General features: G+C 68.1%; 20 protein-coding genes. 12 read left to right on the plus strand and 8 right to left on the minus strand.

Features of this window, described 5'->3' with window-relative positions; all coding sequences use genetic code 11:
* Positions 1 to 107: 107 nt before the first annotated feature.
* The gene (hemW, locus tag GGQ80_RS12725) at positions 108 to 1,256 is read right to left on the minus strand and encodes a radical SAM family heme chaperone HemW (protein ID WP_183985392.1); all 1,149 of its coding nucleotides are present in this window, start codon (positions 1,254 to 1,256) and stop codon (positions 108 to 110) included.
* Positions 1,257 to 1,279: 23 nt separating this feature from the next.
* Here hemW and GGQ80_RS12730 point away from each other — a divergent pair, with 23 nt between their 5' ends.
* From GGQ80_RS12730 to acs, 4 genes are all read left to right on the plus strand, one after another.
* Positions 1,280 to 1,849 (plus strand): CAP domain-containing protein, encoded by a 570-nt coding sequence (locus GGQ80_RS12730; protein WP_343051045.1) that lies wholly within the window; start codon positions 1,280 to 1,282, stop codon positions 1,847 to 1,849.
* Positions 1,850 to 1,880: 31 nt separating this feature from the next.
* Positions 1,881 to 2,264, plus strand: coding sequence for a winged helix-turn-helix domain-containing protein (locus tag GGQ80_RS12735; RefSeq protein ID WP_183985394.1), 384 nt, complete (start codon positions 1,881 to 1,883; stop codon positions 2,262 to 2,264).
* A 138-nt stretch (positions 2,265 to 2,402) separates the two neighbouring features.
* Entirely contained in the window at positions 2,403 to 4,778 is a 2,376-nt protein-coding gene (locus tag GGQ80_RS12740) for a TonB-dependent receptor (RefSeq protein WP_183985396.1), read from the plus strand.
* A 68-nt stretch (positions 4,779 to 4,846) separates the two neighbouring features.
* The gene (gene acs / locus GGQ80_RS12745; RefSeq protein ID WP_183985398.1) at positions 4,847 to 6,775 is read left to right on the plus strand and encodes an acetate--CoA ligase; all 1,929 of its coding nucleotides are present in this window, start codon (positions 4,847 to 4,849) and stop codon (positions 6,773 to 6,775) included.
* A 115-nt stretch (positions 6,776 to 6,890) separates the two neighbouring features.
* On the opposite strand, the gene GGQ80_RS12750 is transcribed toward acs, so the two are convergent.
* From GGQ80_RS12750 to rph, 3 genes are read right to left on the minus strand one after another with little or no spacing between them, the layout of a single operon-like run.
* Complete coding sequence (locus GGQ80_RS12750) at positions 6,891 to 7,469, minus strand: TIGR02466 family protein (protein ID WP_183985400.1); 579 nt, start codon at positions 7,467 to 7,469, stop codon at positions 6,891 to 6,893.
* The gene (gene rdgB, locus GGQ80_RS12755; protein ID WP_183985402.1) at positions 7,469 to 8,095 is read right to left on the minus strand and encodes an RdgB/HAM1 family non-canonical purine NTP pyrophosphatase; all 627 of its coding nucleotides are present in this window, start codon (positions 8,093 to 8,095) and stop codon (positions 7,469 to 7,471) included. The genes GGQ80_RS12750 and rdgB overlap by 1 nt, the downstream gene beginning before the upstream one ends.
* Positions 8,092 to 8,805 carry a ribonuclease PH gene (rph, locus tag GGQ80_RS12760; RefSeq protein WP_183985405.1) on the minus strand — a complete coding sequence of 238 codons (714 nt, stop codon included), beginning with the start codon at positions 8,803 to 8,805 and terminating at the stop codon, positions 8,092 to 8,094. The genes rdgB and rph overlap by 4 nt, the downstream gene beginning before the upstream one ends.
* A gap of 78 nt (positions 8,806 to 8,883) precedes the next feature.
* Here rph and GGQ80_RS12765 point away from each other — a divergent pair, with 78 nt between their 5' ends.
* The 5 genes from GGQ80_RS12765 to GGQ80_RS12785 all read left to right on the plus strand — a co-directional run bounded on the left by GGQ80_RS12765 (position 8,884) and on the right by GGQ80_RS12785 (position 13,619).
* A complete protein-coding gene (locus tag GGQ80_RS12765; protein WP_183985407.1) occupies positions 8,884 to 9,357 on the plus strand; it encodes a DUF6438 domain-containing protein in 474 nt (157 codons plus the stop codon).
* Positions 9,358 to 9,564: 207 nt separating this feature from the next.
* Positions 9,565 to 10,608, plus strand: coding sequence for a heat-inducible transcriptional repressor HrcA (gene hrcA, locus GGQ80_RS12770; protein ID WP_183985409.1), 1,044 nt, complete (start codon positions 9,565 to 9,567; stop codon positions 10,606 to 10,608).
* Positions 10,609 to 10,630: 22 nt separating this feature from the next.
* Positions 10,631 to 11,176 (plus strand): nucleotide exchange factor GrpE, encoded by a 546-nt coding sequence (gene grpE / locus GGQ80_RS12775; RefSeq protein ID WP_183985411.1) that lies wholly within the window; start codon positions 10,631 to 10,633, stop codon positions 11,174 to 11,176.
* A 36-nt stretch (positions 11,177 to 11,212) separates the two neighbouring features.
* Positions 11,213 to 12,421, plus strand: a complete 1,209-nt coding sequence (locus GGQ80_RS12780) for a glycosyltransferase (protein ID WP_183985413.1) — start codon at positions 11,213 to 11,215, stop codon at positions 12,419 to 12,421.
* Position 12,422: 1 nt separating this feature from the next.
* Positions 12,423 to 13,619, plus strand: a complete 1,197-nt coding sequence (locus tag GGQ80_RS12785) for a threonine synthase (RefSeq protein ID WP_343051046.1) — start codon at positions 12,423 to 12,425, stop codon at positions 13,617 to 13,619.
* 290 nt (positions 13,620 to 13,909) lie between these two features.
* On the opposite strand, the gene GGQ80_RS12790 is transcribed toward GGQ80_RS12785, so the two are convergent.
* The 3 genes from GGQ80_RS12790 to GGQ80_RS12800 all read right to left on the minus strand — a co-directional run bounded on the left by GGQ80_RS12790 (position 13,910) and on the right by GGQ80_RS12800 (position 15,305).
* A complete protein-coding gene (locus GGQ80_RS12790) occupies positions 13,910 to 14,245 on the minus strand; it encodes a PilZ domain-containing protein (protein WP_183985417.1) in 336 nt (111 codons plus the stop codon).
* Between the two features lie 125 nt (positions 14,246 to 14,370).
* The gene (locus GGQ80_RS12795; protein ID WP_183985419.1) at positions 14,371 to 14,838 is read right to left on the minus strand and encodes a vgr related protein; all 468 of its coding nucleotides are present in this window, start codon (positions 14,836 to 14,838) and stop codon (positions 14,371 to 14,373) included.
* Positions 14,838 to 15,305, minus strand: coding sequence for a copper chaperone PCu(A)C (locus tag GGQ80_RS12800; RefSeq protein WP_183985421.1), 468 nt, complete (start codon positions 15,303 to 15,305; stop codon positions 14,838 to 14,840). Before GGQ80_RS12800 ends, GGQ80_RS12795 begins: the two co-directional genes overlap by 1 nt.
* A 142-nt stretch (positions 15,306 to 15,447) precedes the next feature.
* Between GGQ80_RS12800 and dnaK the strand changes: the two genes are divergently transcribed.
* The 3 genes from dnaK to GGQ80_RS12815 all read left to right on the plus strand — a co-directional run bounded on the left by dnaK (position 15,448) and on the right by GGQ80_RS12815 (position 19,597).
* Positions 15,448 to 17,355: a molecular chaperone DnaK gene (dnaK, locus tag GGQ80_RS12805; protein WP_183985423.1), complete on the plus strand. Its 1,908-nt coding sequence runs from the start codon at positions 15,448 to 15,450 to the stop codon at positions 17,353 to 17,355.
* Positions 17,356 to 17,511: 156 nt separating this feature from the next.
* A complete protein-coding gene (gene dnaJ / locus GGQ80_RS12810) occupies positions 17,512 to 18,639 on the plus strand; it encodes a molecular chaperone DnaJ (protein ID WP_183985425.1) in 1,128 nt (375 codons plus the stop codon).
* Positions 18,640 to 18,826: 187 nt separating this feature from the next.
* Positions 18,827 to 19,597 carry a class I SAM-dependent methyltransferase gene (locus GGQ80_RS12815; protein WP_183985427.1) on the plus strand — a complete coding sequence of 257 codons (771 nt, stop codon included), beginning with the start codon at positions 18,827 to 18,829 and terminating at the stop codon, positions 19,595 to 19,597.
* Between the two features lie 10 nt (positions 19,598 to 19,607).
* Here the strand turns inward: GGQ80_RS12815 and GGQ80_RS12820 are convergent, their stop codons facing one another.
* Positions 19,608 to 20,375, minus strand: a complete 768-nt coding sequence (locus GGQ80_RS12820; RefSeq protein ID WP_183985430.1) for an energy transducer TonB — start codon at positions 20,373 to 20,375, stop codon at positions 19,608 to 19,610.
* Positions 20,376 to 20,428: the final 53 nt, after the last annotated feature.

The raw sequence follows: 20,428 nt of genomic DNA on the forward strand, positions 1-20,428 counted from the left end.
AGGGGTCCCTGCCCTCACCCTTCCCACGCCGCTGCGCCGCGCGGGCCCCTTCCCTCGCCCGGCGGGAGAGGGAACAGCCGGCGGAGCCGGCAAGGGTGAGGGCAGCGTTAAGCGTCCGTCACGATGTCACGCAGGATGCCCTCCAACACCGGCGCGCCGGCTTCGGTGACGCGGAGCCGGTCGCCGTCGCGCACGATCAGGCCGTGGCGCGACAGGCGATCGACGGCGGCGTGATCAACCGGCGCCTCGCCACCCGCCAGCGCGGCGACACGGGGCAGGTCGATTCCCTCCGTCAGGCGAAGGCCCATCACCAGCGCTTCGGTCGCGCGTTCGTGGGGGGTGAGGGCGTCCTCGCTCTCGATGCCGTGGCCGCTGCGCGCCACCGCCGCTAGCCAATTCTCCGGTTTCTTGCGGCGGACGGTGGCGAGGCCGTCGCGGCGGCCGTGCGCGCCGGGGCCGATGCCGGCATAGTCGCCGTAGCGCCAATAGGTCAGGTTGTGGCGGCTCTCCGCGCCCGCCCTTGCGTGATTCGAGGTTTCGTAGGCCGGAAGGCCAGCCGCTGCGGTGATCGCCCGGGTCGTTTCGAACAGGTCGGCGGCGGTGTCGGCGTTGGGGATCGTCAGCCGGCCCTTCGCGGCTTCGGTGGCGAAGCGGGTGCCGGGCTCGATCGTGAGCTGATAGAGCGACAGATGCTCGGTGCCGAGCGCGATGGCGCGGGCGAGTTCGGATTCCCAATCGGACTGCGGCTGGCCCGGTCGGGCGTAGATCAGGTCGATGCTGGTGCGTTCGAACACGCTCTGCGCGACGCCAAGCGCGGCCAGCCCCTCGTCCACGTCATGCGCGCGGCCGAGGAAGCGGAGCGCGTCGTCGTCGAGCGCCTGAAGCCCGAGCGAGGCGCGGTTGACCCCGGCGGCGGCGAGATCGGCGAAGCGAGCCGCCTCGACCGACGAGGGGTTCGCCTCCAGCGTGATCTCGATATCGGGCGCGAACGACCAGTGGCAGGCGGCGGCGTCGAGGATCGCGGCGACGGTTGCCGGCGGCATCAGCGAGGGCGTGCCGCCGCCGAAGAAGATCGAGCCGAGCGTGCGGCCGGGCAGCATCGCCGCTTCGTGCGCCAGATCGGCGAGCAGCGCGTCGCGCCACGCGGCTTGGTCGACCTGCTCGCGGACGTGGCTGTTGAAATCGCAATAGGGGCATTTCGACACGCAAAACGGCCAGTGGACATAGAGCGCGAACGGCGTTTTTATAACATTCATCATCATTCCGTATCCGGACGATCGTGACGCATAGCCGATTCGCGCGCCGCTGGCTCGCCCTGCTCCTGTTGCCGCCGCTGCTGTCGTTTACCGACGCGCCCTTACGCGCCGGCGATTGGCGCTATGACACCGTCGCCGCACCGCGCAACGAACGCTTGTTCCGCCAGGTGATGCTGGGCGGCCAGAACGCGGCACGCGCGCTGGTCGGGCTGACGCCGTTGATCTGGGACGAGCGGCTGGCCGTGGCGGCGCGCAACTATGCAGCGGTGCTCGCGCGCAGCGGGCGTTTCCAGCACGCCCGCCAGCCGATGGACAACAGCCGGCAGGGCGAGAACCTGTGGATGGGAACGCGCGACGCGTATCGTTATGACGAGATGCTGGGGCATTGGCTCGAGGAGCGTCGTGTCTACGTCAACGGGGCGGTGCCGTCGGTCAGCCGCACGGGGCATTGGGAAGACGCCGGCCATTATTCGCAGATCGTGTGGCGGGGCACGCGCAGCGTCGGCTGCGCGATGGTGGCGGGGGCGAACGACGATTACTTGGTCTGCCGCTATTCGCCGGGCGGCAACGTCTATGGCCAGGTCGCTTACTGACGCGATGGCGCGGAGCGGCTAGGTTGGGGCGATGCGGATCGGAGCGCTGAAGGTAAAGCTGCAGTTCCTGTGCGGGGACACGCTGGCATTTGGCCCGGGCAAGGCGGACCTGCTCGACGCGATTGCGGCGCAGGGATCGATTTCGGCCGCCGGCCGAACGCTTGGCATCAGCTATCGGCGATGCTGGCTGCTGGTCGACGAAATGAACCGCTGCTTTGCCGAGCCCCTGGTCGAGACGGCACCGGGCGGCGGCAATCCGCGCGGCGCGTGGCTGACGGAGACGGGCAAGGAGGTGCTGGCGGCGTACCGGGCGCTGGAGGCGGCGAGCGCCGAATTGGGGGCGCATGAGGCGTATGGGGCGATCGCGGATGCGTTGCTGACGGCGCCGCGGCCGGGGAAAGAAACCCAGACGTAGCAGCCCGATCCTCCCCCCGGGGAGGAGGATCGCTTTGATGGTGGTACGCCAGCGAGCGGGAACTGCTTTTGCTGCCGGGTGCTATATACGGCCGGATATGGCGAGTCGGAATGCGGCTGTCGGAAAAAGGGGTTGTTGATGAAGTATCTGGCGATGGCCGCCGCCGCGGCATGCGGGCTGGCGACGCCGGTGGTGGCGCAGGACAGTGCGTCACCGCGGGCCGAGGCCGACGACCGGCTCCCCGACGTACTCGTCACCGCGCGGCGGCGGGCGGAGGATGTGCAGCGAGTGCCGGCGGCGATCGGCGTGGTCGGCGGCGTGTTGCTCGACCGCAGCTATACGGTGAACACGCAGGGGCTGACGGTGTTGATCCCGAGCCTCATTTATGCATCGGCCAACCCGCGCAACACCGCCCTCACGATCCGCGGTCTGGGATCGAGCGTGGTCGCGGTCAGCCAGGCGAACGACGGGCTGGAGCCGGGCGTCGGTTTCTACGTCGATCAGGTCTACCACGCGCGACCGGCGACCGCGGCGTTCGACTTTGCCGATGTCGAGCGGGTCGAAGAGCTGCGCGGGCCGCAGGGGACTTTGTTCGGCAAGAACACGACCGCGGGCGCGATCAACGTCACCAGCCGCCCGCCGAGCTTCACGCGCGAGGGCTTTGCCGAGCTGTCGTACGGCGACCTCGATTTCGTCCAGGCGAAGGGATGGGTGTCGGGGCCGCTTTCCGACGACATCGCCTATCGCGTGTCGGCGGTGTCGACGCGGCGCGACGGCGTGCTGGCCAATGTACGGACCGGGCGCGCGGCGAACACGCTGGGGACGCAGGCGGTCAAGGCGCAGCTGCTGGTCAAGCCCGACGACGCGATCGAGCTGAGGCTGATCGCGGATGTCACCAATTTCCAGGCCTATTGCTGCACGCAGGTGTATCTGCGCACCGGCACCAGCCTGCGCGCGGGCTCGCGGCAGTTCGGCGGGGCGCAGGGGCTGGCGGCTCAGTTCGGCTATGCGCCGCCGTCGACCGACCCCTATGCGCGAGTGACCGATATCGACGGGCCGTTGGGCGTCGATACCAACGAGGGCGGGGCCAACGCGATCGCCGACTGGAACCTCGGCTTCGCGACGCTGACGTCGGTGACGGCCTGGCGGTTCTGGAACTGGGATGCCGAGAACGACCGGGACTATACCGGGCTGCCGATCCAGCAATCGCAGCACATCCCGTCGCGACAGGACCAGTATAGCCAGGAGCTTCGGCTGGCGTCGAACGGCGACGGCGCACTGAGGTATGTCGTCGGGCTCTACGGTTTCCGCCAGAGGATCGTCGGGCGGCCGATCAGCATCTATGGCCCGGCGGCGGCGCGCTACCTGATCGGGACGGTGACGGGGACGACGCCGGTGCCGGCAAACCTGCTCGACGGCTATGGTCAGGACGGGCGCACCGACTTTCGCACGCGAAGCTATGCGGGGTTCGGCGAGGTCAACTGGCGGCTGCTGCCGCGGCTAACCGCGACCGGTGGCTTACGCTACACGCACGAAACCAAGCGTGGTGATTATGCGACCTACACGTTTGGTGGGCCGGCCCTGACCGGGTCGGCGGCACAGGTGACGGCGCTGCGCAACGCGCAACTGGGGGTGTTGCGCGGCCAGACGTACAGCGCGAGCGACCGCGACGGCAGCCTGTCGGGACGTGGCAATTTGGCGTGGCAGGTGAGCGATGCGGTGCTGGCCTATGCGAGCTTCGCGCGCGGGTTCAAATCGGGCGGGATCAACATGTCGGGCCTGCCGCTCGACGCCGCCAATCGTCCAGCGCTGGCGGCCGCGGTGGTGCGGCCCGAACGGAACACGACCTGGGAGACGGGGCTGAAGACCAGCCTGTTCGACCGCCGCCTAGTGGTCAACGTCGACGGCTATTGGACGAAGGTGCGCGATTTTCAGGCGACGGTCGTCGACACCGGGCCGACGCAGACGGCGGCGCTTCGCGGCTATCTGTCGAATATTCCGCGGGTCGAGGTGAGGGGCGTCGAGGCGGATGCGGCGGCGCTGGTGCTGCCGGGCCTGACGCTGCGCGCGGCGTTCGCCTATGCCGATGGGCGTTACGCCGATTATCCGGCGGGTCCATGCCCGATCGAGCTGCAGTCCGCGACGACGACGGCGTGCAACCTGAGCGGAAGGCGTCTGGCGTCGCTGCCGCGCCTGGCGGTGACGGCGGGGATCGATTACGCGCAGCCGATCGGAAGCGGGGCGGCGTTCGTCCATGTCGACACGGCATCGCGCAGCGGCGTCAACGGCGACCCCGGCCTGTCGCGCTTCACCTATATCCGCGGATATAATCTGACCAATGCCAACATCGGCTATCGCTTCGCCGATGGGATCGAAGTGGCGGTGTTCGCACGCAATCTGCTCGACGCGGACTATACCCAGAACGTCACGGTGCAGGCGGGCAATTCCGGGCTGGTGCTCGGCACGCCGAGCGATCCGCGAACTATTGGGATGACGTTGCGATTTGTGGGATGACGGAGGGGTAAGCTTGACCTGGGTCGCGCCACCAACGAGGAAGCGCCGTTCCTAGGAGAGAGGGCCCGATGACCGACGCGGTGTATCCAGCGCTTCCCGGCCCCGCCGGCAGTATCGACGCGGCGGAGTATGAACGGCAATATCGTGCGTCGATCGAGGACCCCGACGGGTATTGGCGCGGAGAGGCGAAGCGGCTCGACTGGATGACGCCGTTCGAGACGGTGAAGGACGTGTCGTTCGCCGCCGACGATTTCCGCATCCGCTGGTTCGACGGCGGCGCGATGAACGTGTCGGCCAACTGCCTCGACCGTCACCTGGCCGAGCGCGGCGACAGCATCGCGATCATCTGGGAAGGCGACGAGCCGGGCGACGGCGCGCGCATCACCTATCGCCAGCTTCACGAGCAGGTGTGCTGCCTGGCCAACGTGCTGAAGGCACGCGGGGTCGCGAAGGGCGACCGCGTCACGCTGTATCTGCCGATGGTGCCCGAGGCGGCGGCGGCGATGCTGGCGTGCACGCGGATCGGTGCGATCCATTCGATCGTGTTCGGCGGCTTCTCGCCCGACAGCCTGGCGGGACGGATCGAGGACTGCGGATCGAAGCTGGTCATCACCGCCGACGAGGGCTGTCGCGGTGGCAAGCGCGTGCCCCTGAAGGCCAATGTCGATGCGGCGCTGGAGAAATGCGGCGGGGTCGAGACGGTGCTGGTGCTGAAGCGTACCGGCGCCGACGTGCCGATGACCGAGGGCCGCGACCTGTGGCTGGATGCGGAGATGGCGAACGCCTCGCCCGAATGCGCGCCCGAGCCGATGGCGGCGGAGGATCCGCTGTTCATCCTCTACACCTCGGGCTCGACGGGGAAGCCCAAGGGCGTGCTGCACACCACGGCGGGCTATCTGCTGTGGGTGACCAAGACGTTCCGCGACGTGTTCGACTATCGCGAGGGCGAGATATTCTGGTGTACCGCCGATATCGGCTGGGTCACGGGGCACAGCTATGTCGTCTATGGCCCGCTGGCGAACGGCGCGACGACGGTGATGTTCGACGGCGTGCCCAACCATCCCGACCACGGGCGATTGTGGGAGACGGTCGATCGGCTGGGGGTGAACATCCTCTACACCGCGCCGACCGCGATCCGCTCGCTGATGCGCGAGGGCGATGCCCATGTCACCAAGTACAACCGCCGGTCGCTGCGGCTGCTGGGCACGGTGGGCGAGCCGATCAATCCCGAGGCGTGGGAATGGTATTACCGCGTCGTCGGCGATCGGCGCTGCCCGGTGGTCGACACCTGGTGGCAGACCGAGACGGGCGGTATCCTGATCGCGCCGCTGCCGCATGCGACCGACCTGAAGCCGGGATCGGCGACCAAGCCGCTGCCGGGCGTTTGCTGCGAGATCGTCGATGCGGAAGGCCAACCGCTCGACGGCGCGACCGAGGGCAATCTGTGCCTGACCGACAGCTGGCCCGGGCAGATGCGCACGGTGTGGGGCGATCACGAGCGCTTCATCCAGACCTATTTCACGACCTATCCGGGGAAGTATTTCACCGGCGATGGCTGCCGCCGCGATGGCGACGGCTATTACTGGATCACGGGCCGCGTCGACGACGTCATCAACGTGTCGGGGCACCGGATGGGCACCGCCGAGGTGGAAAGCGCGCTAGTCGCCCACGCCAAGGTCGCGGAAGCCGCGGTGGTCGGCATGCCGCACGAGGTGAAGGGGCAGGGCATCTACGCCTATGTCACGCTGAACGCGGGCGAGGAGCCGTCGGACGATCTGACCGCGGAGCTGCGGCAATGGGTACGGCGCGAGATCGGGCCGATCGCGTCGCCCGATGCTGTCCAGTTCGCGCCGGGACTGCCCAAGACGCGGTCGGGCAAGATCATGCGGCGGATTTTGCGCAAGATTGCCGAGGGCGACGTGTCGAACCTGGGGGATACGTCGACGCTGGCCGATCCGGGGGTGGTCGAGCAGCTGGTGGCGGGGCGGGTGGGGTAGAGGCTCGCTGTCCTCACCCTTCGCTGCCTTCGGCAGCATTTTCCCTCTCCCAACGGGAGAGGAAAGCGGCCCGCTCGGCACAGCCGAGTGGGAAGGGTGAGGTCAGGGTAGCCGGTCAGCGGTAGTTGAAACTCACGCTGATCCGCTCGCCCTTGGCGCCGTTGGGCACCACTTCGTGGCGCAGCCAGCTTTCCCACAGGAAGACGCTGCCCGGCTGCGGCTCGGCATAGACGAAGGTGCCGTCGCGGCGCGGGGCGGCCATCATCATCGGCAGGCGGGGGTCTTCCAGCTTGAGCGCGCCGGCGCCGGGCGGGATCGCGACATAGACGGTGCCCGACACTACCGAATGCGGGTGGATGTGACCGGAATGGGCACCGCCGGGCTTCAAGACGTTGACCCACAGGCTGTCGAGCTTGAGCTTCGCATCGAGCTCGAACCCCGCTTCCCTCGCAAACGCCGCGACGTGGCGATCGAGGCGGCGCTTCAGATCGGCGAAGACCGGATCGCGCTGCGGCAGGTCGTTGAGCGAGGCGTAGCTGGTGTAGCCGCGATAGCCGTGCGCCTTCGACCAGCGCTTGCCCGCCACGTCGTCCTCGGCCAGCGATAGAACGCTGTGCTCCAGCTCCCCGACGAAGCCTTCGTCGTCGAGCGTGCCCTCGTAGAACAGCGTCGGGAAGAGCTGGCGGACGGCCATCAGAGGACGGCGGCGACCAGCTGGCGGAAGGCGTCGGCGCGGTGGCTGATCGCGTGCTTGCGGGCCGGGTCCATCTCGCCGAACGTCTCGGTCTCGCCATCGGGCAGGAACATGGCGTCGTAGCCGAAGCCCTTGTCCCCGCGCGGCGGCCAGACAAGCGTGCCGTCGACCCGGCCCTCGAACCATTCGATATGGCCGTCGGGCCAGGCGAGCGCGAGCGCACATACGAAATGCGCAGTGCGGCCGGCGCCGGGCGTTTCCTGCAGCTTCGTTTCGACCAGCTGCATCGCGGCGGCGAAGTCCTTCGACGCGCCGGCCCAGCGCGCCGAGAAGATGCCGGGATCGCCGCCCAGCGCATCGACGCACATACCGCTGTCGTCGGCGAGCGAGGGTAGGCCCGACAGGTCGGCGGCCTGCATCGCCTTCAGCTCGGCATTGGCGACGAAGGTGGTGCCGGTCTCCTCGGGCTCGGGCAGGTCGAGCGCGCCCGCCGATACCGCCTCGATGCCATGGTCGCGCAGCAGTGCGTCGATCTCGCGCACCTTGCCCTGGTTGTGGCTGGCGATGACGAGCTTGCCGGGGGCGAGCTTGCGGATCGCCTGGGGCACGTCGCCCTCGCCGCTCATCGAAGCGCCTCGGCCTGGGCGCGGAAGATCTCGGTGCAGCCCATCCGCGCGAGACGGAGCAGGCGGAGCAGCGCCTCCTCGTCGTAGCAGGCACCCTCGGCGGTCGCCTGGACCTCGGCGAAGCGGCCGTCCTCGAGGATCACGAAGTTGCCGTCGGCATGGGCGGCCGAGTCTTCGGGATAGTCGAGGTCGAGCACCGGCGTGCCTTCATAGATGCCGCACGAGACGGCGGCGATCTTCTGCTGGATCGGATCGACGGTCAGCTTGCCGCTTTGCATCAGCCCGTCGACCGCCATGCGCAGCGCGACCCAGGCGCCCGAGATGGCGGCGGTGCGGGTGCCCCCGTCGGCCTGGAGCACGTCGCAGTCGAGCGTGATCTGTCGCTCGCCGAGCAGCTTCAGGTCGGTGACGGCGCGCAGGCTGCGGCCGATCAGGCGCTGGATTTCCTGGGTACGGCCCGACTGCTTGCCCTTGGCGGCCTCTCGGTTGCCACGCGTGTGGGTGGCGCGGGGAAGCATGCCATATTCGGCGGTGACCCAGCCTTCGCCCTTGCCGCGGAGGAACGGCGGCACGCGCTCCTCGACGCTGGCGGTGACGAGGACGCGGGTGTCGCCGAATGCGATCAGCACCGATCCTTCCGCATGGCGCGTGAAGTTGGGCGTGATCGAGATGGGGCGCATCTGGTCGGGGGCGCGGCCGCTGGGGCGCATTCAACTCTCCTCAAGGTGGGATGAGTCAAGTCACTAGCGGCGCGGGCAGAGTCGCGCCAGCCATGGAAGGAACGTGCGATGCAGCGATGGCATTGGGCAGCATTGGTGTCGATCGCGAGCGGGCTGCTGGTCGCCGAGGGCGAGGCACGGCCGACGCCGGAGACGATCAGCTATCGGACCGGCCCCTGCTACGGGACGTGCCCGGCGTATCGCGTCACCGTGTCGGCGGACGGCAAGGGCGTGTTCGAGGGCGAGCGCTTCACCAAGGTGACGGGCAGCCATACGTTCCGGGTGTCGAAGGCGGAGTGGCTGGAGTTCCGGCGACGGCTGCAGCCGTTGCGGGGGCAGGGGACGGTGCGGCTGGAGGATGGCGAGGGGTGCCGGATCATGGCGACCGACATGCCGACGGTGGAGGTGCGCTGGTCGAACGGGGCGCGGGCGTCGAACCTGCGGATCAATTATGGATGCGATCCGGCGCGATATGGCTGGATGTTCACGCATCTGCGCGAAGCGCCCAAGGCGTTGCCGATCGCGGCGTTGGTGGGGCGGTAGACGCTTAATCCTCCCCCGCCAGGGGGAGGTGGCACGCGCAGCGTGACGGAGGGGGCGGTAGGCGACACGCGACGTTTGGGCGTCCTCCCCCTCCGACCGCCTACGGCGGCCACCTCCCCCTGGCGGGGAAGGATCAGATGACGGAGGTGGGGTAGGGCTCGCCGTGCGACCCTTCACCCCAAGCCTCATCCATCCTACATCGCTGGCATGAGCGCACTCCCCGTCGTCGAATTGACCGATCGTGCGCGCGAGGTGTTTCGTGCGGTGGTCGACGGCTTTCTGGCGAACGGTGCGCCGGTGGGGTCGAAGACGATCGCGCTGGCTACGGGCATGAACCTGTCACCCGCCTCGATCCGCAGCGTGATGCAGGATCTGGAGGAGCAGGGGCTGCTCGCGAGCCCACACACCAGTGCCGGTCGGGTGCCGACCGATCGTGGGCTTCGCCTGTTCGTGGACGGCATGATGCAGGCGTTGGAGCCCAGCGCCGACGAGCGGGCGGCGATCGAGGCGCGGGCCGGCACGGGCGGGCCGGTCGAGGAAGCGCTGGCGGCGACGACGGCGGCCTTGTCCGGCCTGTCGGCGTGTGCGGGGCTGGTGATGGTGCCCAAGCGCGAGGTGGTGCTGCGCTCGATCGGGTTCGTGCCGCTGTCGGCGACGCAGGCGATGGCGGTGCTGGTCGGCGACGACGGATCGGTCGAGAACCGGGTGATCGAGCTGCCCGGCGGGATGCCCGCGTCGGCGCTGATCGAGGCGGGCAACTTCCTGACCGCGAATGCCGCCGGGCTGACGCTGGGCGAGGCGCGCGAGCGGATGATGCGCGAGCTGGCCGAGCAGCGGGCGGCGCTCGACGCGGCGGCGCGGGCGCTGGTCGAGCGGGGGCTGGCGGTATGGAGCGAGGACGGCGACCGGCGCCCGGTGCTGATCGTGCGCGGCCAGGGGCGATTGCTCGATGCGGCGGCGCTCGCCGACCTCGATCGGGTGCGGCATCTGTTCGACGACCTAGACGGCAAGCAGGAGATCGCGAGCCTGCTCGACAGCGCGCGCGCCGGCGATTCGACCCGGATATTCATCGGCGCGGAGAACAAGCTGTTCGCGCTGTCGGGATCTTCGGTCATCGCCCGGCCGTTTCGCGGGGCCGGCGGACGCGTGGTCGGCGTGGTCGGCGTGATCGGGCCGACGCGGTTGAACTATGCGCGCGTCGTGCCCATGGTGGATTTCACTGCGGCAACGCTCGCCCGCCTGATGGGCTGACAGTGACAGTACGGGATACATGATGATCGACAACGACACCGAGAACACGACCGAAGATCTGCGCCAGGAAACCGCCGCCGCGGCGCCCGAAGTCGCCGAGCACGATCGCGTCGCCGAGCTGGAGGCGAAGCTTGCCGAGGCGAAGCAGGCGACGATGTATGCGCAGGCCGAGATCCAGAACGTCCGCCGTCGTGCGGAGAAGGAAACCGCCGACGCCCGCACCTATGCGACGACGAACTTCGCGCGCGACATCCTGTCGGTGGCGGACAACCTGTCGCGCGGCCTGGCGGCGATCCCCGCCGAAGCGCGCGAGGATGCCAAGTTCAAGGGTTTGGTCGCCGGGCTGGAGGCCACCGGCCGCGAGCTGGACAATGTCTTCGCCCGCCACGGCATCACCAAGATCGAGGCGATGGGCGCGACGCTCGATCCCAACAAGCACCAGGCGATGGTCGAAATCCCCTCGGCCGACGCCGCGCCGGGGACGGTGGTGCAGGAAATGCAGGCCGGCTACATGATCAAGGACCGTCTGCTGCGGCCGGCGCTGGTGGGCGTGGCCAAGGCGGGGTAAGCGCCACGCGGTTCCAGTGTTGCAAGGGGGGCGGCGGTGGCCAGACTGACGATCGTTCAATATGCCGGTGATTATCGGGAGACGTTCGAACGGTTCGCCGCCGGGGGGCAATCGACCTATCAGGCGCAGCGCTATTCGGTGAATTTCGTCGGGGGGCTGGCGGTGAAGCATGAGCAGGTCGCCGTCATCTGCTCGCAGACCGCCGAGCCCTATGACGTCGTCCTCGGCAACGGGGTCCGCGCGATCGGCATGGGATTCCAGGGGCCGGTCGAGGAAAAGCGCTACGTCGGTTGCATCGCGTCGACCGCGCCGACCCATCTGGTCGCGACGACGCCCTATCGGCCGATGCTGGCCTGGGCGATCGCCAACGAGGTGCCGACGATCGCGGTACTGGCCGACTCCTTCGACGGGCGGCGGCTGCGCGATCGTTACCGCAACTGGCGGCTGATGCGGCAGCTGAACGATTCGCAGATCGAGTGGGTCGGCAATCATGGCCTCAACGCCTGCCTGTCGCTGCTGGACATCGGCGTGTCGCCAGACAAGGTCGTGCCGTGGGACTGGCCGCCGTCGTTCCGGCCCGAGGAGCGCGAGCCGCGGAAGCGTGAGGCGGGCCCGCTGCGCCTGACCTATGTCGGCGGCGTGATGGCGTCGAAGGGGGTCAGCGACCTGCTGGACGCGATCGCGCTGCTGCGCAGCCGCGGCATCGGCGTGACCGCCGTCATCAACGGCCCCGATACGGGCGGGGCGATGGCGGCGCATGCCGCCACGCTGTCGCTGGGCGATGCGGTGACCTTTGCCGGGCCGATCCCCAACGAAGCCGTGCCGGCGGCGATGCGGGATGCCGACGCGGTGGTTGTGCCGTCGCGGCACGAATATCCCGAAGGACTGCCGCTCACCATCTACGAAGCGCTGTCGGCCCGGACGCCGATCCTGGCGAGCGATCACCCGATGTTCAAAGGCGCGCTGGTCCATCGCGAGAGCGCGATCGTCTTTCGCGCGTCGGACCCTGCATCGATGGCGGCGGCGATCGAGGAACTGGGCAACGACAGCGCACGCTATGCGGCCCTGTCCGAGGCGACGGCGGCCGCATGGGAGCGGCTGCAGCTTCCCGTTGTCTGGGGTGAGCTGGTCGGGCGCTGGCTGGACGGCGGCGAGGCGGGGCGGCGCTGGATCGGCGAGCATGCCATCGCCTCCGGACGATACGACGAACGGCTGGCGGAACGCCGCCTCGCGCGAAAGGTATGAAGTGAGCTTTGTTACCCATCTCGAATGCTCCGCCACCGGCGAGCATTATGCCGCCGATACGCTCCACAACCTGTCGCGGGCGGGCAAGCCGCTGCTGGTGCGCTACGACCTGGAGGCTGCACGGGCGGCGGTGACGCGCGACGCTATGGACGCACGGCCGACGGGCCTGTGGCGGTGGCGCGAGCTGTTGCCGGTGCGGCGCGACGAGAATGTCGTCAGCCTGGGCGAGGTGGAAACGCCGCTGATCACGATCCCCAGGAGCAGCGGCGGCAACGTGCTGGTCAAGGACGAGGGGCGGTTGCCGACCGGCAGCTTCAAGGCGCGCGGGTTGGTGATGGCGGTGGCGATGGCCAAGGAACTTGGCGTGCGCACGATCGCGATGCCGACCAACGGCAATGCGGGCGCGGCGCTGGCGGCCTATGCTGCTCGCGTCGGCATCGAGACGATCGTCTTCTGTCCCGAGGATACGCCCGAGGTGAACGTGCGCGAGATCGCGGCGCAGGGCGCGCGGGTATGGCGGGTCAACGGCCTGATCGACCAGTGCGGCGCGATCGTCGCCGAGGGCGCGGCGGCGGGGCGCTGGTTCGATTTCTCGACGCTGAAGGAGCCCTATCGGATCGAGGGCAAGAAGACGATGGGACTCGAACTGGCGGCGCAGCTCGGCTGGCGGCTGCCCAAGGCGATCTTCTATCCGACCGGCGGCGGCACCGGGCTGATCGGAATGTGGAAGGGCTTTGCCGAGCTGGAGGCGCTGGGCTGGATCGGGCCGGAGCGGCCGCGGATGTATGCGGTGCAGGCGAGCGGCTGCGCGCCGATCGTGCGCGCGTTCGAGGAGGGCGTCGAGCACGCCGAGCGCTGGGAGGACGCGCATACCGTCGCGGCCGGCATCCGCGTTCCCAAGGCGGTCGGCGACTTCCTGATCCTGCGCGCGGTGCGCGAGAGCGGCGGCAAGGCGCTGGGCGTCGGCGATCCGGCGATCCTGAAGGCGGTCGACGATTGCGCGAAGAAGGACGGGCTGCTGCTGTGCCCCGAGGGCGGCGCGACGCTGGCGGCGTATCGCGAGGCGCTGCGCACCGGCGAGGTCGACGAGGACGAGGAGGTCGTGCTGTTCAATTGCGCGACCGGGCTGAAATATCCGATGCCGGAGGCGCCCTGGACGCTGGACCGGACGCAGCCGATCGATTGGGATCGGTTGTAGGGGCTACGAAAACTCCGTTCGTGCTGAGGAGGCGCTGAGCGGAGCGAAGCGCCGTCTCGAAGCACAGGCGGCTTGGCATGCCCTGCGAGACGAGGCTTCGCCTTCGCTCAGCCTCTCCTCAGGGCGAACGGGAAGGGGTGATGGATGTTGCGGACGCCCAAACTCTTCATCCCGTTCGTGGTGAGGAGGCGCTGAGCGAAGTCGAAGCGCCGTCTCGAACCACAGTTGGGTTAGCCCGCCCTTTATTGCGAGGGCGGGCGGATGGGATCGATCGTGAGGCCGATCCGCCTTCAGGCGACGGGGTGAATGCCCAGCGTCAGCGCGCGGCTGAGGGCGCGGGGGAGAGGCTTCGCGAAGCGGCAGCCGATCATGCCGTCCTCGGCCCAGATCGTGGTCGCGTCGAGCGGTGCGGCGGCGCCGATGGTGATCGTCAGTCGCTCGCCGATCTCGATCGTATCGGCCAGCGCAAGGCGACAGCCGTAGGTCGACACGTCGTGCATAGTGGCAAGAGCCAGCGACGCCTCGGGATGGTCGTGCCGCGACACGCCGACGCCGTAGCGAATCGCGCCGCGATGCTCGATGAGCGCAGGCGCTGCCTTGTTCCACTGCGACAACCGGGTCGCCATAGGACTCGTCCCCCGACGGTTACCCGGTCGTTGTAACGCATATTTGATGGGAAAAGGGTTAATGTCGCGAGGTCCACCGTACCGCGGGCTCTATTCATCGCAGCGATTGGCGGAAAAGTGCGCGATCAGCGGGTGTTGCCCGTGAAAGGCAGGATCGAATCATAGGTCGCGGCATCGGGCACGCCCGCGAGTCGCACGCCGCGACGGACGAGAAAGGCGTGGCGGACGATCTCCGCCTGCTGCTCCAGCCCGTAGCGTTTGAGCGGCCGGCCGGGATGGATGACATAGTCGTAGGTGCAGAAGGGATGGCGCTTCAGCGGCAGGAAGATGCCCTGCTGATGCTGCCAGATGTGGCACATCTCGTGGATGAAGAGGCCCTGGCGGTCGATTGGCGCGGCGGCGAAATCGTCGTGGTAGAGGTGGCCGCGGGGATGGAAGTGGATGTGGCCGCACGGCGCCATCACCGTGTCGCGCGGCTGGAAGAACGCCCATTTGCCGCGCACGACCGTCACCGGGGCATAGTCGATCGCGTCGCCGTACACGGAGCAGGCGAGCGCGATCTCGCCCGTGGTGAGCGGGCGTCGCTGCGCCATCAACCGGCCGGCGCGTCCGCCGCCGCGACCGAGGGCGCGTTGTGGGTGATGCGGCTGCCGTCGGCGAAGGTGAAGGTGAGGAGGAAGGTGACGTCCTTCTTCGCGCGCGGGTTGATGCCGAAGAGCATGACGTGGAGGCCGCCGGGGGCGAACTTCACCTCGCCCGCCGCGGGAATCTCGACCTTGGGCACCGGTCGCATCCCGGCCATACCGTTGCCGCTCATGCTTTCATGCATTTCGGACCGGATCGACAGGTCGGAGGTGACGCCGATCAGCGTCACGGGACGGGGGCCGCCGTGGATGGTGAAATAGGCGGCGCCCGGGCGACCCGGCACCGCGGGCATTCGCACCCAGGCGTCGTCGATCGTCACCTGCGTCGGTGCAGTGCAGCCGCCGATCGCGGTGGCGGCGGCCAGGGCGAGGCCGAGTGCGGCGGGTTTCGCCAGTCTGTTCCAGTGCGGGATCATCGTGAGGGAACCTCTACGAAAGTGCACTTCTTGCGGCAAGCCGACGGCCACCTATATCGCCGACAGCATGAAGAGGTTGCGCCGCCGTAACGGGACGCAACCTCGCTAGGTTTATCGTTTGTGAGGGGCTCGAGAAGCACACATGGCTAAAGTTATCGGTATCGACCTTGGCACCACCAACAGCTGCGTCGCAGTGATGGAGGGCGGCAAGCCCAAGGTGATCGAGAATGCGGAAGGCGCGCGCACCACGCCGTCGATCGTCGCGTTCGCCAAGGACGGCGAGCGACTGATCGGTCAGCCGGCGAAGCGCCAGGCGGTGACGAACGGCGACAACACCATCTTTGCGGTGAAGCGCCTGATCGGCCGCCGGTTCGACGATCCCGTGACCAAGAAGGACACCGAGCTGGTCCCCTATCACATCGTGAAGGGTCAGAACGGCGACGCCTGGGTCCAGGCGGGCGGCAAGGATTACTCGCCGTCGCAGATCAGCGCGTTCGTGCTGCAGAAGATGAAGGAAACCGCCGAGAGCTATCTCGGCGAGACGGTGACCCAGGCGGTCATCACCGTGCCGGCATACTTCAACGACGCGCAGCGCCAGGCGACCAAGGACGCGGGGCAAATCGCGGGCCTGGAAGTGCTGCGCATCATCAACGAGCCGACCGCGGCGGCGCTCGCCTATGGCCTGGAGAAGCAGGACGGCAAGACGATCGCGGTCTATGACCTTGGCGGCGGCACGTTCGACGTCTCGATCCTGGAGATCGGCGACGGCGTGTTCGAGGTGAAGGCGACCAACGGCGACACCTTCCTGGGCGGCGAGGACTTCGACAACAAGCTGGTCGAGTATCTGGCCGAGGGCTTCAAGAAGGACGAAGGCATCGACTTGTCGAAGGACAAGCTGGCGCTGCAGCGTTTGAAGGAAGCGGCAGAGAAGGCGAAGATCGAGCTGTCGTCGGCGGCATCGACCGAGGTCAACCTGCCCTTCATCACCGCCGACCAGAACGGCCCGAAGCACCTCGTCAAGACGATCAGCCGCGCCGACCTGGAGCGGCTGGTCGAGCCGCTGATCCAGCGCACGATCGATCCGATGAAGAAGGCGCTGGCCGATGCCGGGCTGAAGAGCGGCGACATCAGCGAGGTCGTCCTGGTCGGCGGCATGACGCGCATGCCCAAGGTCCGCGAGGCGGTGAAGAACTTCTTCGGCAAGGACCCGCATACCGGCGTGAACCCCGACGAGGTCGTGGCGATGGGCGCCGCGATCCAGGCGGGCGTGCTGCAGGGCGACGTCAAGGACGTGCTGCTGCTCGACGTGACGCCGCTGAGCCTCGGCATCGAGACGCTGGGCGGCGTGTTCACCCGGATGATCGACCGTAACACGACGATCCCGACCAAGAAGTCGCAGACCTATTCGACCGCCGACGACAACCAGGGCGCGGTGACGATCCGTGTGTTCCAGGGCGAGCGCGAGATGGCGGCGGACAACAAGATGCTCGGCCAGTTCGACCTGGTCGGCATCCCGCCGGCGCCGCGCGGCGTGCCGCAGATCGAGGTCACGTTCGACATCGACGCCAACGGCATCGTCAACGTCAGCGCCAAGGACAAGGGCACCGGCAAGGAGCAGCAGATCCGCATCCAGGCGTCGGGTGGTCTGTCGGACAACGACATCGACCAGATGGTCCGCGATGCCGAGAAGTTCGCCGAGGAGGACAAGAAGCGCAAGGCGGCGGCCGAGGCGAAGAACAACGCCGAAAGCCTGATTCACACCACCGAGCGCCAGCTTGCCGACAATGGCGACAAGGTCGACGAGAGCCTGAAGTCGGAAATCCAGTCGGCGATCGACGCCGCGAAGCAGGCGGTGGAGTCGGGCGATGCCGACCAGATGAACGAAAAGAGTCAGGCGCTTGCGCAGGTCGCGATGAAGCTGGGCCAAGCGATCTACGAGAGGCAGCAGCAGGCCGAGACGGCACCGGGGGGTGCGGGCGCAGCGGCCGGCAACGAGGCCGGCGGCGAGGACGTGGTCGATGCCGAGTTCTCGGAAGTCGACGACAAGTAAGGCGTAGGCGATGCGCACGGTCCTTCGAGACGGGCCTTCGCCTTCGCTCAGTCCCTCCTCAGGACGAACGGATGGTTTTGCCTTCGCCGTTCGCCCTGAGGAGCCGCTGAGCGCAGTCGAAGCGGCGTCTCGAAGGGCACGCGCATGGGGGCGGGCATGACCACGACCATCGATTATTACGAACTGCTCGAATGCGAGCGCACCGCCGATGCGGCCACGATCAAGTCGTCGTATCGCAAGCTTGCGATGAAGTATCACCCGGACAAGAACGGGGGGTGCAAGGATTACGAGGCCAAGTTCAAGGCGGTGAGCGAGGCGTACGACGTCCTCAAAGATCCGCAGAAGCGCGCCGCCTATGATCGGTTCGGCCATGCCGCCTTCCAGGGCGGCGGTGGTGGCGGCGGTGCGGGGCCGCAGGACTTCAGCGGCTTCAGCGACATCTTCGAAAGCGTCTTCGGCGAGTTCATGGGCGGCGCCGGGCGCGGCGGCGGGCGCCAGGCGCAGCGCCGCGGCGCCGACCTGCGCTATGACATGGAAATCTCGCTCGAGGAGGCGTTCCACGGCCGCTCGACCGAGGTAACGGTCGACGTGTCGGCGGCGTGCGACACCTGTCATGGATCGGGTGCACGGCCCGGCACCCAGGCCAAAACCTGCGCGCAGTGCGGCGGCCACGGCAAGGTGCGCGCGCAACAGGGCTTCTTCGTCGTCGAGCGGGCCTGCCCGGTATGCCACGGATCGGGCGAGGTGATCGCCGATCCATGCCCGGATTGCCGTGGCGAAGGCCGGGTCGAGAAGACCAAGACGTTGGCGGTCGAAATTCCGCCTGGTGTCGACGAGGGCACGCGCATCCGGCTGGCCGGCGAGGGCGAGGCGGGGGCGCGCGGCGCACCGCCGGGCGATCTGTACATCTTTCTCCACATCAAGCGGCATGCGATCTTCGAGCGCGAGGGCACGACGCTGTTCGCGCGCGCGCCGATCAGCTTCACAACCGCGGCACTGGGCGGCACGCTGTCGATCCCCGGCCTAGACGGGCGGACGCACGAGATGAAGATTCCGGCCGGCATCCAGTCCGGCAAGCAGTTGCGCCAGCGCGGCGCCGGCATGCCGGTGCTGCAGGGCCGCGGCGCGGGCGACCTGGTCGTTCAGATCGACGTCGAGACGCCGACCAAACTCTCGACGCGCCAGCGCGAATTGCTCGAGCTGTTCCGCGAAACCGAGACCGGCGACGAATGCCCGGCGAGCCAGGGCTTCTTCGCCAAGCTGAAGAGCGCGATCGCGGGATAGGTTTTCGCGGCGGCCGCCACCTCATGCGTCGTTCCGGTTCAAGACCGGGATGACGGGCGGTCGAGGCAGTTGCCCAGCCATGCTTCGCAACGTGCGGATTCTGCGCGGCGTACGGGACGGAAGGCGAGGCCATCTTGGCTTGCCTGCCCCCCGCTGCTAGTCGGCGACCGGTCTTTCCGGAGTTGTCATGCTGTCGACGATCAAGAAGTTCGTGCCGAAGTCGATCAAGCACGAAATCCGCAGCGCGTTGCTGCGGCGCAAGTCGACGCGTGATTACGAGACGCTATACGAGAACCACGCTCGCGAACTGGCGCCGGGCAGCTCAATCGGCGACGGCGATTTCGACCTGATCGGGCGGCTGGAACTTGCGCTGTTGAAGGAAGCGGGCATGACGGCGACGAGCACGCTCGTCGACTTTGGCTGCGGCACCGGGCGGCTGGCGGTTCATGCGGTGCCGGCGTTGAATCAGGGCAAGTATGTTGGTATCGACATCTCTCCGACGATGCTCGCGTATTGCCGCACCGCGATCGGCGCTGCCGAAGCGGAAGTCGTGCTGTGGCATCAGACCGACGAGAATTTTGCGCTCGCCGACGCTAGCGTCGATTATATCTGCGCCTTCTCGGTCTTCACGCATATGGAGCATGAGGACACGTTCCGGTATCTGCGCTCGGCGCGGCGGATTGTGCGCGAGGGCGGCGCCTTTGTGGCATCCTGCCTGCCGATGACGCTGTCCGAAGCGCGACGCATCTTTCTCGACGAGGCGAACCTCGATTCCGTCGCGCGCTGGGGCCACGTCCGCAACATTACCACCACCAGGGAGATGATGGAGGTAGTCGCGACGATGGCCGGGTGGCGTGTCGAGCGTTGGTATGACGGCGATCAGGACAACATCACCGATCCCATGACGGGTAAGCGCCACGGACTGGGCCAGTCGACGCTGGTGCTCCGCCCCGCCTGATCCTTGTGGATCAGCGCCGGCCCTTGAAGGTGATGGGGATCATCACGGGCAGATCGGCGGCGTCACGGCCATTGATGCGGTTGGGGCGGATGCGGAAGGTGCGCGAGAGGCGGAGTGCGGCGTCGGCGAAGCCGATGCCCTTGGGTGTCTCGACCACGGCGATGCAGCGATCGGGGTGGCCCGGGCGACGAACCGCGCAGGCGAGCAATACCTCGCCGCCGATGCCGAGCCTGACGGCCTCGCGCGGCCAATAGCGATTGATGACCGCATCGCTGGGATAGGCGATCCAGTCGGCGCGCTGGAAGCGCTGTGGGGCGCCACCGTCGGCCCTCTCGCCATTGCCTGCGCCGCTGCCGGTGCCCATGCCCTGGCCGCCGTCGCCGCTTGGCGATCCGACGCCGGTGGCTACCGGAGCGGCGGAGAGCGGCGGGACGGGTGGCGCGTCGATCGTCGCGGTGGCCCTGACGGCGGCGGGCGCGGGGGCATCGATCGCCACGCGGGTCGGTGCTGCCGGTGCGAGATGGCCGCCCGCGGCCCGTGGCGTCGCCACCTCGGCGGGCTGGGCGGGCCGCTCGTGTGGTGGCGGGCTGATCTCGGGCGGTAGCGGCGGCGGGGCGAGGTCGGGGGTTACGTCGAAGACGGTCAGCGCCGGCGCCTCGTTCGGGCGAAGCGGCGCGATGCCGGTGGAGAGCGCCAGGACGATCAGGCCGGCGTGGACCGCCAGCGTCGCAGCGCTCGCGCGCAGCCGTTGGCTCGTCGTCAACTCGCCGTAGCGCATGGTTGTTCGCTCTCCGCGAGGGGATGCTAATCCACGTTCGATTGGCCGACAAG

Origin of the sequence: Sphingomonas jinjuensis (genome assembly GCF_014197105.1) — a bacterium.
Taxonomy (GTDB): domain Bacteria; phylum Pseudomonadota; class Alphaproteobacteria; order Sphingomonadales; family Sphingomonadaceae; genus Sphingomonas; species Sphingomonas jinjuensis.